The organism is Microbacterium sp. CFSPD4_SD4 (genome assembly GCF_057364585.1).
The window spans coordinates 38,494-54,057 of the sequence record NZ_JBNFOC010000008.1; the positions used below are offsets into that span (position 1 = coordinate 38,494).

General features: G+C 71.1%; 14 protein-coding genes. 9 read left to right on the forward strand and 5 right to left on the reverse strand.

Translation table 11 applies throughout. From position 1 onward, the window contains the following. Positions 1 to 114 precede the first annotated feature (114 nt). Entirely contained in the window at positions 115 to 1,437 is a 1,323-nt protein-coding gene (locus tag AC2W7E_RS12375) for an MATE family efflux transporter (protein ID WP_485989237.1), read from the reverse strand. A 94-nt stretch (positions 1,438 to 1,531) separates the two neighbouring features. Between AC2W7E_RS12375 and AC2W7E_RS12380 the strand changes: the two genes are divergently transcribed. The 4 genes from AC2W7E_RS12380 (at position 1,532) to AC2W7E_RS12395 (ending at position 5,814) form a co-directional block, all read left to right on the forward strand. Then, on the forward strand, positions 1,532 to 2,077 hold the full coding sequence (locus AC2W7E_RS12380) for a DnaJ family domain-containing protein (protein WP_485989238.1): 546 nt from the start codon (positions 1,532 to 1,534) through the stop codon (positions 2,075 to 2,077). A gap of 45 nt (positions 2,078 to 2,122) precedes the next feature. Next, positions 2,123 to 4,108 carry a M13 family metallopeptidase gene (locus AC2W7E_RS12385; RefSeq protein ID WP_485989239.1) on the forward strand — a complete coding sequence of 662 codons (1,986 nt, stop codon included), beginning with the start codon at positions 2,123 to 2,125 and terminating at the stop codon, positions 4,106 to 4,108. Positions 4,109 to 4,219: 111 nt separating this feature from the next. Further along, positions 4,220 to 5,185, forward strand: coding sequence for a serine hydrolase (locus AC2W7E_RS12390; protein ID WP_303709183.1), 966 nt, complete (start codon positions 4,220 to 4,222; stop codon positions 5,183 to 5,185). Positions 5,186 to 5,415: 230 nt separating this feature from the next. Beyond that, on the forward strand, positions 5,416 to 5,814 hold the full coding sequence (locus tag AC2W7E_RS12395; RefSeq protein WP_485989240.1) for a hypothetical protein: 399 nt from the start codon (positions 5,416 to 5,418) through the stop codon (positions 5,812 to 5,814). A gap of 90 nt (positions 5,815 to 5,904) precedes the next feature. On the opposite strand, the gene AC2W7E_RS12400 is transcribed toward AC2W7E_RS12395, so the two are convergent. Beyond that, on the reverse strand, positions 5,905 to 7,344 hold the full coding sequence (locus AC2W7E_RS12400) for an MFS transporter (protein ID WP_485989241.1): 1,440 nt from the start codon (positions 7,342 to 7,344) through the stop codon (positions 5,905 to 5,907). Positions 7,345 to 7,400: 56 nt separating this feature from the next. Here AC2W7E_RS12400 and AC2W7E_RS12405 point away from each other — a divergent pair, with 56 nt between their 5' ends. Next, positions 7,401 to 8,021, forward strand: coding sequence for a hypothetical protein (locus tag AC2W7E_RS12405; protein WP_126894237.1), 621 nt, complete (start codon positions 7,401 to 7,403; stop codon positions 8,019 to 8,021). 48 nt (positions 8,022 to 8,069) lie between these two features. Next, the gene (locus AC2W7E_RS12410) at positions 8,070 to 8,759 is read left to right on the forward strand and encodes a GNAT family N-acetyltransferase (RefSeq protein WP_025104885.1); all 690 of its coding nucleotides are present in this window, start codon (positions 8,070 to 8,072) and stop codon (positions 8,757 to 8,759) included. A gap of 12 nt (positions 8,760 to 8,771) precedes the next feature. Here AC2W7E_RS12410 and AC2W7E_RS12415 read toward each other — a convergent pair whose 3' ends face one another. Beyond that, positions 8,772 to 10,241 carry a peptide MFS transporter gene (locus AC2W7E_RS12415; RefSeq protein WP_025104884.1) on the reverse strand — a complete coding sequence of 490 codons (1,470 nt, stop codon included), beginning with the start codon at positions 10,239 to 10,241 and terminating at the stop codon, positions 8,772 to 8,774. A 116-nt stretch (positions 10,242 to 10,357) separates the two neighbouring features. Between AC2W7E_RS12415 and AC2W7E_RS12420 the strand changes: the two genes are divergently transcribed. The 3 genes from AC2W7E_RS12420 (at position 10,358) to AC2W7E_RS12430 (ending at position 14,431) form a co-directional block, all read left to right on the forward strand. Then, the gene (locus tag AC2W7E_RS12420) at positions 10,358 to 11,743 is read left to right on the forward strand and encodes a glycine--tRNA ligase (protein WP_025104883.1); all 1,386 of its coding nucleotides are present in this window, start codon (positions 10,358 to 10,360) and stop codon (positions 11,741 to 11,743) included. Between the two features lie 46 nt (positions 11,744 to 11,789). Beyond that, entirely contained in the window at positions 11,790 to 12,473 is a 684-nt protein-coding gene (locus AC2W7E_RS12425; RefSeq protein ID WP_025104882.1) for a hypothetical protein, read from the forward strand. Positions 12,474 to 12,751: 278 nt separating this feature from the next. Then, on the forward strand, positions 12,752 to 14,431 hold the full coding sequence (locus AC2W7E_RS12430) for an ABC-F family ATP-binding cassette domain-containing protein (protein WP_485989242.1): 1,680 nt from the start codon (positions 12,752 to 12,754) through the stop codon (positions 14,429 to 14,431). A gap of 93 nt (positions 14,432 to 14,524) precedes the next feature. Here AC2W7E_RS12430 and AC2W7E_RS12435 read toward each other — a convergent pair whose 3' ends face one another. Continuing rightward, the gene (locus AC2W7E_RS12435; protein ID WP_303709909.1) at positions 14,525 to 14,950 is read right to left on the reverse strand and encodes a DUF1801 domain-containing protein; all 426 of its coding nucleotides are present in this window, start codon (positions 14,948 to 14,950) and stop codon (positions 14,525 to 14,527) included. Next, on the reverse strand, positions 14,950 to 15,558 hold the full coding sequence (locus AC2W7E_RS12440) for an HhH-GPD-type base excision DNA repair protein (RefSeq protein WP_485989243.1): 609 nt from the start codon (positions 15,556 to 15,558) through the stop codon (positions 14,950 to 14,952). The genes AC2W7E_RS12435 and AC2W7E_RS12440 overlap by 1 nt, the downstream gene beginning before the upstream one ends. Positions 15,559 to 15,564: the final 6 nt, after the last annotated feature.

Genomic DNA, 15,564 nt, shown 5'->3' on the forward strand with positions numbered 1-15,564 from the left:
GCATCCCTTCAGTGTCGCTCCATGCTGGACCGGAGCGACAGAGTGGCGGGGCGCTGTATTCCGCTGTGCCCGGCGGCGGGGGATAAGTCGTTCTTCGGGTCGCCTGTGGAGGAGCTACGCCGGCGCGGCGAGCCATCGCCCGGAGCGCACTCGCCACCCCAGCGTCCCCAGCCGTGCGAGCAGGTACACCCCGAAGAACGCGACGGCGAGCCACACGAGGCCGGCGGTGCCGTCGACCCCCGTCGCGGCGATGATCGCCAGGGTGGGCAGGAACGGCACGAGGTTCAGACCGCCCGCGATCGCCAGGTACCGGGCGTCGTTCGCTCCCATGAGCACTCCGTCGAGCACGAACACCACGCCCGCGATCGGCTGCGCCACCGCGAGCACGATCAGGGCCGGCTGCACCGCCTCTGCCACGCCCTGATCGCCGGTGAAGACGATGCCGAGCACCCCGGAGAGGGCGGCGATGACGGCGCCGACCACGACGCCGAACCACGCTCCCCACGCGACCGTCCGCGCCAGCACTCGGCGCACCTGCTCCTCGTCACCGGCACCCAGCTCCTTGCCGATCAGCGCCTGCGCGGCGATCGCGAGCGCGTCGAGGGCGAAGGCCGCCGCCGAGAAGATGGTGAACACGATCTGCCAGCCGGCGAGCTCCTCGGTGCCGATCCCGGTCGCCACGGCCACGGTCGCGAGCAGGGCGACGCGCAGGCTCACGGTGCGGAGGAACAGCCAGCCGCCCGACGTCGCGGTGTGGCGCAGGCCCTCCCGCTGGGCGCGCAACGAGGCGCTGTGCCGGGTCGCCAGCCGCCGGACCACGAGCGCGTACGCCGCGACCATGCCCCATTGCGCCGTCACCGTACCTGCCGCGGAGCCGGCGATGCCCCAGCCGAGGCCGTAGATGAAGAGCCAGTTCAGCAGGGCGTTCGCCGCGAAGCCGAGCCCCGCGATCCACAGTGGGGTCATGGTGTCCTGCATCCCGCGCAGCAGCCCGGTGGCGGCGAACACGATGAGCATCGCCGGGAGCCCCCACATTGAGATCACGAGGTACTCGTTCGCCTGTGCCGCGACCTCCGCGCTCGCGCCGAACAGGGAGACGAGCCAGGGCGACGAGACGGCGCCGACGACGGCGAGCACGGCACCAAGGCCGAGCGCGAGCCACATGCCGTTGATCCCGACCGAGACCGCCTCTCCCGGACGCCCGGCCCCGAACCGACGCGCGACCGCGGGGGTCGTGGAGTACGCGAGGAACACCATGAGGCCGACGATCGTCTGCAGCACGGCTCCGGCGATGCCGAGCCCGGCGAGGGGGACGGTGCCGAGATGGCCGACGAGGGCGGCGTCGACGATGAGGAAGGCCGGCTCCGCGATGAGCGCACCGAGCGCGGGGACCGCCAGGCGCAGGATCTCGCGGTTCAGGGAGGTGCGGGCGGCCATCCTCCGAGCCTATGACCTGTCGTCGACGCCCGAGACCGCCGGCCTCGACCGGACGTAGGGTGAAGGAGGAGCTCCGAGCGGACGGAGGCGCACCATGACGGATCCCCGGGAGGCGGCCGCGCGCTATCGAGCGCGGCAGCAGCAGGGCGGCAGTGTTGAAGACGACAGCGAAACCGGCACCCCGTCCGCGGCGGCGGCGGTCGATGGAGCCGCCTTCGTCGAATCCGCCATCCAGGTCGCCATCCGTCGCGGCGACTTCGACGATCTGCCGGGAGCCGGGAAGCCGCTCGAAGGGCTCGGCGACCACCACGACCCGGACTGGTGGATCCGTCGCAAGATCGAGACCGAGGGCCTGACCGGGCTCGGCCCTCCCGCCATCCTCCTGCGCACGGAGGACCGCGAGCTCGACGGGCAGCTCGACCTCCTCGGTCGCGAGTCCGACGTGCGCGAGGTGCTCGAGGACTTCAACCGGCGTGTGCGCGAGGCCCGACGCCAGCTCCAGGGTGGACCTCCCGTCGTGACCCCGCTGCGCGATGTCGACGCCGAGGTCGTCGCGTGGGCGGAACGCCGGGCCGCGCGGACACCGCTGCCCGAGACGTCGCCCCGGCGCCGACGCTTCGGGCGCCGACGCCGGGACTGAGGTCTTCTGGACACCGTGGGGGACCCCGGCCATAGGCTGGAGCGCATGACCGACGTGCTTCCCGCGGGCCTCGCGCTCGACGACCTCAGCCCCGACATCCGCCCGCAGGACGATCTGTATCGTCACGTGAACGGCGCCTGGATCGCTCGCACCGAGATCCCCGGAGACAAGGCGCGCTGGGGCTCCTTCCATCTGCTGGCCGAACAGGCCGAGAAGGACGTCCGCGCGATCGTCGAGGAGTCGCAGGAGGCGGAGGAGGGCACCCTCGCCCGCAAGATCGGCGACCTCTTCGCGAGCTTCATGGACACCGACCGCATCGCCGCCGCCGGCGTGACCCCGCTGGCCGAGACGTTCGCCGAGATCGACGCGATCGACGGCATCCCGGCCTTCCTGCGCACCGTGGGCACCTACGACCGGGAGGGCCGGGCGGCGGTGATCGGCCTCTACGTCGACGGCGACCCCGGGAACCCGGAGCGCTACCTGCCGGTGCTCGTGCAGGCCGGGCTCTCGCTGCCGGACGAGAGCTACTTCCGTCTCGACACCTTCGCGGACACCCGCGCGGCGTACCGGGAGCACCTCGAGCGCCTGCTCACTCTCGCCGGCGTCGCCGACGCCGCGGCGCAGGCCGAGCGCTCCATCGCGCTGGAGACCGAGCTCGCCGGGCACCACTGGGACAACGTGCGCAGCCGTGACGCGGTGGCGACCTACAACCTCAGGACGTGGGACGAGCTGCAGGAGCTCGCCGGCGTCGACCTCACTCCGTGGCGCGAAGCCGTGACGCCGACGAACCCGCAGGCGTTCGACGAGGTCGTCGTCGCGCAGCCGAGCTTCTTCGAGGGGCTGGGCGCTCTGCTCACTCCCGAGCGGCTGGACGACTGGAAAGCCTGGCTGCGTGCGAAGGTCGTGCACGCGGCGGCGCCCTACCTCACCGACGAACTCGTGCAGGAGAACTTCTCGTTCTACGGCACCCAGCTCACCGGCGTCCCCACGATCCGCGAGCGCTGGAAGCGCGGCGTCTCCGTCGCCGAAGGGGCCCTGGGCGAGGCGATCGGCAAGGTCTACGTCGAGCGGCACTACCCGCCGACGGCGGAGGCGGCCATGGACGAGCTTGTCGCGAACCTCGTCGAGGCCTATCGGCAGAGCATCGAGACCCTGGAGTGGATGACCGCGGAGACCCGGCAGCGGGCGCTGGCGAAGCTGGACGCGTTCACCCCGAAGATCGGGCACCCCGAGGTGTGGCGTGACTACTCGGCCCTCGTGATCGACCGGGCCGATCTCCTCGGCAACGTGCGCCGCGCGGCGATCTTCGAGCACGACCGCAACATCGACAAGGTCGGGAAGCCGATCGACCGCACCGAGTGGCACATGCCGCCGCAGATGGTGAACGCGTACTACAACCCCTCGATGAACGAGATCGTCTTCCCGGCGGCCATCCTCCAGTACCCGTTCTTCGACGCCGGGCGGGACGCGGCCGCGAACTACGGCGGGATCGGCGCGGTCATCGGGCATGAGATCGGCCATGGCTTCGACGACCAGGGCAGCCGATACGACGGCGAGGGGCGCCTGCAGGACTGGTGGACCGACGCCGATCGCGCGGCCTTCGAGGAGCGCACGAAGGCGCTCATCGCGCAGTACGACGCCCTCGTGCCGGAGGGACTGGACGCCGAGCATCACGTGAACGGCGCCCTCACCATCGGTGAGAACATCGGCGATCTGGGCGGCCTCGGGATCGCGCTGAAGGCGTACGAGCTGTCGCTGCGGGCCGATCCGTCGGTGCCGGAGCCCGTCGAAGGGCCGGTCATCGACGGCTACACCGGTGTGCAGCGGCTGCTCCTGTCCTGGGCACAGGTCTGGCAGCAGAAGAGCCGCGAGGCCGAGACGCTGCGCCTGCTGACGATCGACCCGCACTCGCCCAACGAGTTCCGGTGCAACCAGATCGTCCGCAACATCGATGCGTTCTACGACGCCTTCGGCGTCACCGAGAAGGATGCCCTCTGGCTGCCGGAGTCGTCCCGTGTGACCATCTGGTGACGAACCTCCGGACTCTGTGAGGCACGCTCCGGCGGTGGGGTTACGATAGCCCTGCCGCCGGGCGCCCCTTCCCGGATGTGCAGTATCCCTCCCCCTCCTGAAGGACCACGCGTGGGCGCGACCGACCCTGGTGACGCGTTCCGGAACCCCTCGGCTCCCGGAGCGTCCGGGAGCGCGCCCGAGTCGTCCAGCGGTCGCCGTTCGCAGCGGCCGGGAGCCCGTCGGCTGCCGCGCCGCGTGGCCGTCGGCCGGCGGTCGTTCACGTCGACGCTGAAGGCCCTCGAAGGCCTCGCGAGCTCCGGGGCGCAGGTGTCGGTGCATGTGGTCGACCTCGACTCCCATGTGCACGTGCTGGCGGGAGACGACCACGTGACCATGCCCGTCGCCGGCCTCGGGGTGGTCCCGCTGCTCATCGAGGTGGCCGCGGCGTTCGAGTCCGGTGCCCTCGACCCGCTCGAGATCGTGGAGCGCACGAGCGTCGAGGCCGTGGAGAGCTCCGGGCTGTGGCGGCACCTGCGGGCCCCGGCGCTGCCGCTGGAAGACCTCGCCGTGCTCGCCGCGACGGCCGGCGACCCGATCGCCGTGAACATCCTGCTGGAGAAGGTGGGGCACGACCGGGTGCGGGAGCGCATCGAGGGGCTGGGGCTGCGTCGCACCGCCCTGCTCGACCGCTTCCGCGACCGCCGCGGTCCGGACGACGCCCCGCAGGTCGCGGTGGGGTCGGCGCGCGAGCTGGCCGGGCTGTTCTCCGCGCTCGTGAACTCCCAGGTCGTGGATGCCGCCGTCAGCGCCCAGGTGTCGGAGTGGCTCAGCCTCAACCAGGACCTCAGCCTCGTGGCCGCCTCGACCGGGCTCGACCCCTTCGCGCACGAGCACGACGCGCACGGCCTGCTGTTCGTGAACAAGACCGGCCGCGACCGGGGAGTGCGCGCCGAGGCGGGGGTTCTCGCGGGGCCGCGGGCCGGTGTCGCCTACTCGATGATCGTGTGCTTCGACGACCTGTCGATCAGCCACCGTCTCCGCGCGCACGACGCCTTCCGCGTGCTCGGCGTCGAGCTCATGGAGTACACGCACTGACCCCGCCTGACCCCGCGCGTGAACGCAGGCCTCCGCGTGGCATCAGGCGTCCAGGGTGGCAATGAGCCTGACCTCCCGCGGTCGCCTGACCTCGCGTGTGCTCCTGTTCCCACGTCCCCGGAATCCCACGCGCGAACGCAGGCATCCGCGTGGCGTCAGGCGACGGGGGCGCACCCGGCCTGATGTCGCGCGAGCGCCTGGTCGAGGCCACGGGCGGCTAGCATCGGGGCATGCCTCATGCCTGGACCCCGCACCGCCGCGACGACGGCGAGCTGCTGGGCTGGATCCATCCGGAGGGCGAGGACTGGATCGCCGTCGATGTCCTCGGGCGGAGAGTCTCCGGCCCTGGCGAGTGGCTCGACGCGGAGGCCGCGCTGGAGGACCACGGCATCGCCTGGCTCGCCGATCCGTGGATGCTCGAGGGAGCGGACGAGCGCCCGCTGCGGGTGCGCATCCTCGAAGTGACGCCGGACGAAGAGGGCACGCCGGGGCGCATCGTCGTGAAGGTCGACGACTTCGGGGACATGACCCGTCCCGCGACCGCACAGTTCATCCTGCGGTGGCCGCTTCCCGCCCGGCTGCGGCCACCGCGCGCCGACGACCCGGATCCGCGCACGATCTCCCGCTGACCCTCCGCCGCAGGTCGCAGATCCGCCGTAGGTCGCACGTTCTGCGGGAATCTCTGCGATCTCGATGCAAATCCACGACCGCCGAACGGGTCAGCGCAGGGAGGGGTGCGGCTCCTCGGCGCGCCGTCGCGGAATGAACAGGGACAGGACCACGGCCAGGATGCCGGCGGCGATCGCGAGCCAGAAGCAGACCTCGAACGCGGCCCGCGTCGGCACGGCCACCCCGCCGACGTCCACGCTCATCGCCGCGAGCACCCCGCCCATCACGGCCGAGGCCGTCGAGGTGCCCACGGAGCGGAACAGCGCGTTGAGGCCGTTCGACGCCCCGGTCTCGTTCGCGGGCACGGAGCGCATGATGATCATGGGCATCGCGGCGAAGGTGAACCCGATGCCGACGCCGATGAAGATGTTGGCGACGAAGATGTGCCACACCTCGGTCGACCACAGCAGCACGAAGACGTAGGCGAGCACGATCGCGACGGCCCCGACGGTGAAGAGCGGGCGCGGCCCCACGGTGCGCTCCAGCCACCCGGACAGCGGCGAGATCACCATCATGACCAGACCCGCCGGCATGATCACGAGCGACGCGGCCACCATGTCGAGCCCGAAGCCGGCGCCGCCCACCGTCGGCATCTCCAGCATCTGCGGGAATGTGACGTTCGAGGCGAACAGGGCGAAGCCCATGCCGATGGCGGCGATGTTCGTGAAGAGCACGGCGGGCCGGGCCGCGACCCGGAGGTCGAGCAGCGGATCGTCCGTGCGCAGCTGGTACCAGCCCCACAGCAGCAGCACCGCCACGCCGCCGATCACGCAGACGAGGGTGAGCGGCGCCGTCCAGCCCCACTCGGCGCCGCGCGATACGAACAGCAGCAGACCGGTGAGGCCGATGGCGAGTCCGATGGCCCCGAGCACGTCGAGGCGCCCGGGGGAGCGGAGCACGTCCTCCGGCACCACGGCGAGCACCAGCAGCAGCCCGAGGACTCCGAGGGCGGCGGCGAGCCAGAACAGCATGTGCCAGTCGGCGTTCTCGGCGAGCAGCGCGGCGACGGGCATGCCGATCGCCCCGCCGACGCCCATGGTGGCGCTCATCAGGGCCACCGCGGTGCCGAGGCGCTCGGGCGGCAGCACGTCGCGCATGATGGCGATGCCGAGGGGCACGACGCCGGTCACGGCCCCCTGGAGGGCGCGGCCGATGATGACGCCGACGATCGATCCGGAGAGCGCGGCGATGACCGATCCCACGATGAGGATCGCGAGGAGCGCGATGACCACCCGGCGTTTGCCGTACATGTCGCCGAGACGGCCGGAGATCGGGGTCGCGACGGCGGCCACGAGCAGGGTGATCGTCACCACCCAGGTGGTGTCCTCGCGCGAGGAGTTCAGCAGCTGCGGCAGCTCGGCCTGCAGCGGCACGACGAGGGTGAACATGAACGAGGAGCACAGGCCCGCGAACGCCAGCACCGCGATGATCGCCCACCGCGGAGGGGTACGGGAGAGGCGTTTCCTGGCTCTGTCGTCGTTCGCACCCACCGGCTCAGGCTATCGGCGTTCCCGGAGGGGAGGGGCCGATGTGGTTGCATGGCCGGATGACCGACGACTCCGCGCCCGCGCAGCACCCCGCCGACTCCGCGTACCACCGCCGGCTCCCGATCGGCGAGGTGCTCGACGCCTCGGCGCTCGCGGAGGGGCTGCCCTGGGCGTTCGAGAGCGTCACGATGCGGCCGCTCGAGCCGATGCTCGTGCCGGAGAAGCCCCGCGCCGGCGAGCACGATCCGGCCGCGTGCGGCCACTGCGGTCCGAGCGTGCACACCATCTGGCACGACGACCTCTGGCAGGTGCGCGCCGGGTGGGACGTCGGCGGTCTGCCCTTCATCGGCGGCGTCGCACCGCGCGAGCACTGGCTCCTGGAGAACGCGCCGCAGGACGTGCTCGCCGCCCTCGGGCCGCTGATGCAGCGCGTGTCCGAGGCGGTGAAGAGCATCCCCGGCGTCGCCCGCTGTCACTTCGGGCGCTGGAACGACGGCTCCGCGCACATGCACTTGTGGGCGCTGGGTCGTCCGGCCGGGATGATGCAGGGCCGCGGCGCGGTGCTCGCGTTCTGGGACGGGATCCTGCCGCCGCTGCCGGCGGACATGGCCGAGGAACACCTCCGCATCGTCGCGGAGGCGCTCGCCGCGGGTGGGGGCGAGGCCTTCCCGTACCGGTGAGCCGGAGTCGGTTTCCGCGAACGGGCGGAGGAGGGGCAGACTGGGATCGTGCGAACCATCCGCGATCTCGACACCGTTGAACTCATCCTCGACGCCCAGAGCCTGCTCGACTCCATCCGGGGCCCGCAGCGCGTGGTGGACGCCGGGACCCTCCGTGCCCTGCAGCAGTCGGGCAACTACGTCGTCGGCTTCTTCGACGGCGAGGGCGACGAGGAGCGCATGGTCGGCGCCTCGATCGCCTTCTTCGGCGAACCGGCCCGTCGCGCCATGCACTCGCACATCACGGCTCTGCTGCCCGAGTACCGGGGGCGCGGATGGGGCCGTGAGCTCAAGGAGCACCAGCGGCAGTGGGCGTTCTCCCGCGACGTCGGCCGCATCACCTGGACCTTCGACCCGCTGGTCGCCCGGAACGCGCACTTCTTCCTCACCGTCCTCGGCGCGCGCGCCACGGGCTACTCGGTGAACCGGTACGGCATCTTCGGCGGCGGCGACGCGGGCGACGAGAGCGACCGCCTCGACGTCGAATGGGCGCTCGCGGACATCGCCAAGCCCCCGGCGGAGGACGCCGTCGTCGAGACGCTGGAGATCCCGGACGACATCGAGGGCATGCGGGAGTCCGACCCGGCGGCCGCGCACGAGTGGCGGCTGCGGCTGCGCGCGCAGATGGAGGGGCTGCTCGGCAGCGGCCTCCACATCGCGGGCTTCGAGACCGGCCGGGGCTACCTCTTCACCGCGTGATCGCCGGGGCCGTCACCGCACGCCCCGCATGAGCCGCAGCACCGGCTTCACGCTCAGCAGCAGTCCGATGCCGACGAGGATCGCGATGCCGCCGAGGATCGAGAAGTACGGCACCTCGTTCTCCGGATCGTAGAACTTCACGAGCTCGCCCGAGATGGCGGTGCCGAGGGCGATCGACAGGAAGAACAGCGCGACCATCTGCGTGTGGAACACGGCCGGGGCGAGCTTCGTCGTCACCGACAGCCCCACGGGCGAGAGCAACAGCTCGGCGACCGTGAACACGAAGAGGATGCCGACGATCGCGAGCAGCGGCGTCGAGTTCGCACCGCCGCCGGAGAACGGCAGGAACAGCAGGAACGCGGAGCCCATGATGATCGCGGCCAGCCCGAACTTGACGGGGGTCGACGGCTGACGCGTCCCCAGCTTCGTCCAGATGGCCGCGAAGACCCCGGACAGGATGATGATGAACACCGGGTTGATCGACTGCACCCACGACACCGGCATCTCCCACCCGAACAGATCGCGGTCGAGGCGCTTGTCGGAGTAGATCGTCAGCACCGTGAACTGCTGCTGGTACAGCGACCAGAACGCGACGCTGGTGAGGAACAGCGGCAGGAAGCCCCAGACACGCGAGCGCTCGGTGGCGTCGATACGGCGACTGCCGAGGATCACCGCGAAGTAGGCGACGGCGGCGACCACCGTGACCACGATCACGATGGTGGCGAGGTTGTCGGCCTGGATGACCCCGGTCAGCACGAGCACCGCGATGACGACGACCGCGCCGACGGCGATGCCGGCGACCAGCGGATAGCGCGAGCGGGGGAGCGGGTTCGGCACCGCGCGCGCGGAGGCGGGCAGGCCGCGGCGGCCGAACGAGTACTGCACGAGACCCAGGGTCATGCCGAGGGCGGCGAGGCCGAATCCCCAGTGGAAGCCCAGGGTCGACTGCAGCAGCCCGGTGAGGATCGGACCGAGGAACGCGCCCAGGTTGATGCCGAGGTAGAACAGCGAGAACCCGGCGTCGCGCCGCACGTCGTCCGGACGGTACAGCGTCCCCACGACCGACGTCGCGTTCGCCTTCAGGCCTCCCGAGCCGAGGGCCACGAGCACGAGTCCGACCCCCACGCCGACGAATCCCGGCAGGAGGGCGAGGGCGAGGTGGCCCGAGACGATGACGATGGCGCTGACGAACAGCACCCGCTCGGAGCCGAACAGCCGATCGGCGAGCCAGGCCCCGAGGATGGTGGACAGGTACACCGAGCCGCCGTACGCGCCGACGATCCCGCCCGCCACCGCCTCCGGAAGGCCGAGACCGCCATCGGCCACCGAGAAGTACAGGTAGATGAGCAGGATGCCCTGCATGCCGTAGAAGCTGAAGCGCTCCCACATCTCCACGCCGAAGATGTGCACGAGCGACCACGGCTGTCCGAAGAAGCGGGTGTCCTCGTCGCGGGAGGCGGGCGGCTGCGCGGTGGTGCTCATGCGTGGGACGGTACTCCTCCCGCGGGTCCCGCAGCCAGGGGTTGCGCTCCCGCCCCGGATAGAATGGGGGTGCCCGTGCTCACGGGCATTCTCCGCATCCGACCATTGGAGCCACCGTGGCCGAACAGTCCCGCCTCGATAAGGTCATCGCCCTCGCCCGCCACCGCGGTTTCGTGTTCCAGGCGGGTGAGATCTACGGCGGTTCCCGGTCGGCCTGGGACTACGGACCCCTCGGCACCGAGCTGAAGGAGAACATCCGGCGGCAGTGGTGGCAGACCTTCGTGCGCGGCCGCGGCGACATGGTCGGTCTCGACTCCAGCATCATCCTGCCGAAGCGCGTGTGGGAGGCCTCGGGTCACGTCGCGACCTTCACCGACCCGCTCGTCGAGTGCCTGCAGTGTCACAAGCGCTTCCGTGCCGACAACCTCATCGAGGACTTCGAGGCGCGCAAGGGTCGCAAGGCCGAGAACGGTCTCGCCGACATCCCCTGCCCGAACTGCGGCACCAAGGGGCAGTACACCGAGCCGAAGGCCTTCTCCGGTCTGGTGAAGACCTACCTCGGCGTCGTCGACGACGAGTCCGGCCTCTACTACCTGCGCCCCGAGACCGCACAGGGCATCTTCGTGAACTTCTCGAACGTGCTCACCGCGAGCCGCAAGAAGCCGCCGTTCGGCATCGGCCAGGTCGGCAAGGCGTTCCGCAACGAGATCACCCCCGGCAACTTCATCTTCCGCACCCGCGAGTTCGAGCAGATGGAGATCGAGTTCTTCACGCCGCCCGCCGAGGCGCCGCAGTGGTTCGACCACTGGGTCGAGGCGTGCTGGAACTGGTTCATCGACCTCGGCATCGACCCGGAGAACATGCGGCAGTTCGACGTGCCGGAGGAGGACCGCGCGCACTACTCGGCCGGCACCATCGACGTCGAGTACCGCTTCGGCTTCGCGGGAAAGGAGTGGGGCGAGCTCATGGGCGTCGCCAACCGCACCGACTACGACCTCTCCAGCCACAGCGAGGCCTCCGGCCAGAGCCTGACGTACTTCGACCAGGCCACGGGCGAGCGCTACACGCCGTACGTGATCGAGCCGTCGTTCGGACTCACCCGCGCGATGATGGCCTTCCTCGTCGACGCGTACGTCGAGGAGCAGGTGCCCAACGCCAAGGGCGGCACCGACACCCGCACCGTGCTCAAGCTCGACCCGCGCCTGGCCCCGGTCAAGGCGGCGGTGCTCCCGCTGTCGCGCAACGAGAACCTGTCGCCGCTCGCCCGCGAGGTGGCCGACACACTCCGCGGTTCGTGGGCCGTCGACTTCGACGACGCCGGTGCGATCGGTCGTCGCTACCGCCGCCAGGACGAGATCGGCACGCCGTTCTGCGTCACGGTCGACTTCGACTCGCTCGACGACCGTGCCGTGACCGTGCGCGACCGCGACACGATGGCGCAGGAGCGCGTCCCCATCGACGAGCTGCACGCCTACCTGGCGGAGCGCCTCCGCGGCGCCTGACGTGACGGCACCGGGGGGAGCCGGCGCACGGGGAGAAGCCTCGCCCGTGCGTCCGGTCGCGGCCATCGTGCTCGGGGCGCTCGCCGTGTCGTGGATGATCCTCACGGTGCTCGACCTGCGGGAGAACGACGGCGCCGGGCCCATCATCGCGATGTTCGGCCTCCCGGCGCTCGCCGCCGCGGTCATCATCCAGATCGTGATGACGCGGCTGGGGGACCGGAAACGCGTCCCGAAGGCCGTGTTCTGGTGGGTGCTGGCGGTGCTCCCGCTGGGGACCCTGGCGGGCTTCGTCGTCGCGATCCTCCGCGACCCGGACTACTTCGTCGCCGACGAAGGCCCCTGGATGCTCCTCTGGGTGCCGGTCTTCATCGTCGTGGGGCTGCTGCTCGGCGCCCTCGTCTGGTTCTTCTTCGTGTTCCCGCTCGTCTCGCTCGTGACGGTGATCCGACTGATCGCGCGCGGGGAGGCGAAGCCCGGCGCCCTCATCATGCCGATCGTGCTGCTGAGCCTCGGCGTGCTGAGCATCGTGGGCGGACTCTCGATCGACACCGACAGCAGCGGCCGCGCGTCGTGGGGATCGATCATCGCCGCGTTCCTCGGCCTCCCCGGGAACTACGAGGTGATCTGGGAGCCCGGCCTCTGGATCGTCCGCGGCATCGTCCTCGCGATCGTCCTCCTCTTCGCCCTCCCCGCCGCCCACTCCCGCCTCTCCTCCCGCCCTCGCCGTTGACGCCGAGACCCCGGGTTCTCGCCGAGACCCCGGGACGCGGGCGGGGGTACGTCGGGGTCTCGCCGGGAAGGCGGGGTCTGGCGGGCGTGGAGTGACCCTGCTATGGTCGCTCCTCGTGGGTACTCTGATTCGCTAGATCGGGACGCCGCGTCGAGAGCTCTTCTCCGCGGTGGGTCCTGAGCGAACGCGCCCGACTCCGGGTGCGGTCGAGGTTCCTGTTCCCCGCGTCATCGACGCAGATCCCGGCGGTGCGCGTGCGCCACTGGAGAGGATCCCTCATGTTCCCTGTACTCTCGACCCCTTCCGACTCCTCGGCCCGCGCTCATCGCGAGTGCGCGCTACAGGCCGCCTCCGTCCGATTCGCCGACCGACTCGTGCTGGACCGGATCGACCTCGTCGTCGGCCCCGCCGACCGCCTCGCCGTCATCGGCGACAACGGCGCCGGGAAGTCGACGCTGCTCGATCTGCTCGCCGGTGTTCTCGCGCCGACGTCCGGGGAGGTGCGGCTCGACCTTCCCGGCGGGATCGCGCATGCTCGGCAGAACCCGGTGTTCGCGGACGGAGCGACGGTGGCCGACGCCATCGACGAGCTCCTCGGCGACCTCCGCGCGCTGGAGCACGACCTCGCCCGTGCGTACGACCTCCTCGCCGCCGCGACCCCTTCCGAGCGTGCGCAGCAGATGGCCGCCGTGGCCCTGTTGCAGGACCGTTTCGAGTCCCGCGGCGGATACGAGGTCGACCGTCGCATCGACACCGCCCTCGAACAGCTCGGGCTGGGCGGGCTGGACCGCGGGCGATCGGTGGCCACGCTATCGGGCGGAGAGCGGGCGCGGCTCGCTCTCGCGGTTGCGCTCTCTTCCGGAGCCGAGCTGCTGCTCCTCGACGAGCCCACGAACGACCTCGATGACCGGGCGCTGACCTGGCTCGAGGACCGTCTCGCGGCGCATCGGGGAGCGCTGGTGGTCGTGACGCACGACCGTGACTTCCTGGACCGTTTCGCGACCGCTGTCGTGCAGGTGGAGGACGGTCGGATCCGGCGCTACGGCGATGGTTACGCCGGGTTCCTGCGGGCGCGCGAGGCCGAACGCCGGGCGGCGGTCGCGCGCCACGAGGAGTGGAAGGCCGAGGTCGCCCGCACCGAGGCCCTGCTCGCCGCCAACGCGTTCCGGCTGCAGGCGATCCCGCGCAAGCTCGAGCTCGACGGCTTCGGTCACGGCGCGTTCCGGGCGCGGAGCCGCGACCACGGTGCCGTCGGGCGCATCCGCATGGCGAAGGAGAGATTGTCGCGGCTGCGGGAGAACCCGTGCCCGGCGCCGCCCGAGCCCCTGCGGTTCACGGTCGCGGCAGAGGATCGCGCACCGCTCGACGACCCGCTCCTGACGCTCGATGCCGTCTCCCTCCGCGAACCGGGACGACGGCTCGCCGTGTCGCAGTGGACGATCGAGGCCGGTTCGCGGTGGCTCGTGACCGGGCCGAACGGAGCCGGGAAGACGACACTCCTCCGTCTCCTCGCCGGCGAGCTCCTCCCCGCATCCGGGACGCTCGTCCGCGGGGACGGGCTGCGGATCGCGTTCCTCCGGCAGGAGGTCGACACGCGCCCGCGGGGTTCCGCTGTCGAGGTCTTCGCGGCTCGGACCGGGACGCCGCCGGCGGATGCGCACGACGCTCTCCTGGCTCATGAGCTCTTCCGCGGGTCGGAGGTGGACCGCGACGTGCGGGCTCTCTCCGTCGGGCAGCGTCGGCGGCTGGATCTCGCGGTCGCCCTGTCGTCGCCGTTCGATCTGCTGCTGCTCGATGAGCCGACGAACCATCTCGATCCTGAGCTCGTGGAGCAGCTCGAGCACGCTCTCGCGGGCCACCCCGCCGCCGTCGTCACGGTGACGCACGACCGGCGGTGGCGTCGTCACGCGGCGGACGCACGGCGCGTGCAGGTTGAAGAGGGGGTGGCCACCACCTGAGGCCCCGCCTTCCCGCCGAGACCCCGGACTCCGCACGTCCGCACGTCGGGGTTTCGGCGGGAACCCGGGGTCTCGGCGGCAGGAGAGGGGGAGCTACGACGTGACGGTCAGCTGCATGTGCGCATCGCCGCCGGACTCCACCCAGGCGCGCGAACGCTCGAGGATTCCGCGCAGCACGACGAGGTCGACCTCGTCGAGGTCCTTGAGGTAGAGGCAGCCCACCCCCGTCGTGTGCGGGCCGAGCGCGCCGAGAGCCTCCGCGTGGGCGTCCACCCCGTCGAGGAGGTAGATCGTGGTCGCGGCCTTCCGGGGGGCGAAGCTCAGAATGCCGCTGTCGCCCTCCGTCCCGGTGGGGTAGCGGTAGTGGCAGGAGCCGAACCCGATGATCGACCCCCAGGTCTGCGGCTCGCGCCCGGTGATGTCCTGCAGGAGAGCGGTCAGGGTCTCCGCATCACGGCGACGCACGGCCGGGGAGGAGCGGGCGATCAGCCCCGCGACGTCGTCCCCGGTCGGCTGCACTACTTCGCCGCCTTCGCCGCGGCCTTCATCGCCTTCTTGTACTCGCGCACCTTCGTCAGCGACTCCGGCGACACGATGTCGGCGACGCTGCGGTACGACCCGTCCTCGCCGTAGGGCGCCGAAGCCTCCCGCCAGCCCTCGCCGGTGAACCCGTACTGCTTGCCGAGGAGGGCGAGGAAGATCTTCGCCTTCTGCTCGCCGAAGCCGGGAAGGGCCTTGAGCCGCTTGAGTACCTCGGCGCCGCTCGGCGGGGCCCCTGAGCCTGTCGAAGGGCTCGAGTCGGTCGACGGGCGCGTCCAGATGGAGGCGGCATCCCCGTCCCAGTCGTCGACGAGCGCCTGGCACAGGGTCTGCACCCGCGTCGCCATGGAGCCGGGGAACCGGTGCACTGCGGGGGTCTGGCGGAAGGCCTCCAGGAACTCCTCGGGTGCCATGCCCGCGATCGCCGCAGCATCCGCGGCTCCCGTCCGCTGCTCGATCTTGAGCGGGCCGGTGAACGCGGTCTCCATGGGGATCTGCTGGTCCAGCAGCATGCCGATCAGCAGAGCCGTCGGGTTCTCGGTCAGCAGGGCGTCGGCGGCGGTGTCTCCGGTGATGTGAAGGGCCATGCCTCC

Bases quoted from the DNA above. Each gene is read 5' to 3' on its own strand.
- AC2W7E_RS12395 (WP_485989240.1), top strand. From the start codon at position 5,416: ATGCCTCATGCCTGGACCCCGCACCGCCGCGACGACGGCGAGCTGCTG.
- AC2W7E_RS12430 (WP_485989242.1), top strand. From the start codon at position 12,752: ATGTTCCCTGTACTCTCGACCCCTTCCGACTCCTCGGCCCGCGCTCAT.
- AC2W7E_RS12415 (WP_025104884.1), bottom strand. From the start codon at position 10,241: ATGAGCACCACCGCGCAGCCGCCCGCCTCCCGCGACGAGGACACCCGC.
- AC2W7E_RS12380 (WP_485989238.1), top strand. From the start codon at position 1,532: ATGACGGATCCCCGGGAGGCGGCCGCGCGCTATCGAGCGCGGCAGCAG.
- AC2W7E_RS12385 (WP_485989239.1), top strand. From the start codon at position 2,123: ATGACCGACGTGCTTCCCGCGGGCCTCGCGCTCGACGACCTCAGCCCC.
- AC2W7E_RS12375 (WP_485989237.1), bottom strand. From the start codon at position 1,437: ATGGCCGCCCGCACCTCCCTGAACCGCGAGATCCTGCGCCTGGCGGTC.
- AC2W7E_RS12405 (WP_126894237.1), top strand. From the start codon at position 7,401: ATGACCGACGACTCCGCGCCCGCGCAGCACCCCGCCGACTCCGCGTAC.
- AC2W7E_RS12440 (WP_485989243.1), bottom strand. From the start codon at position 15,558: ATGGCCCTTCACATCACCGGAGACACCGCCGCCGACGCCCTGCTGACC.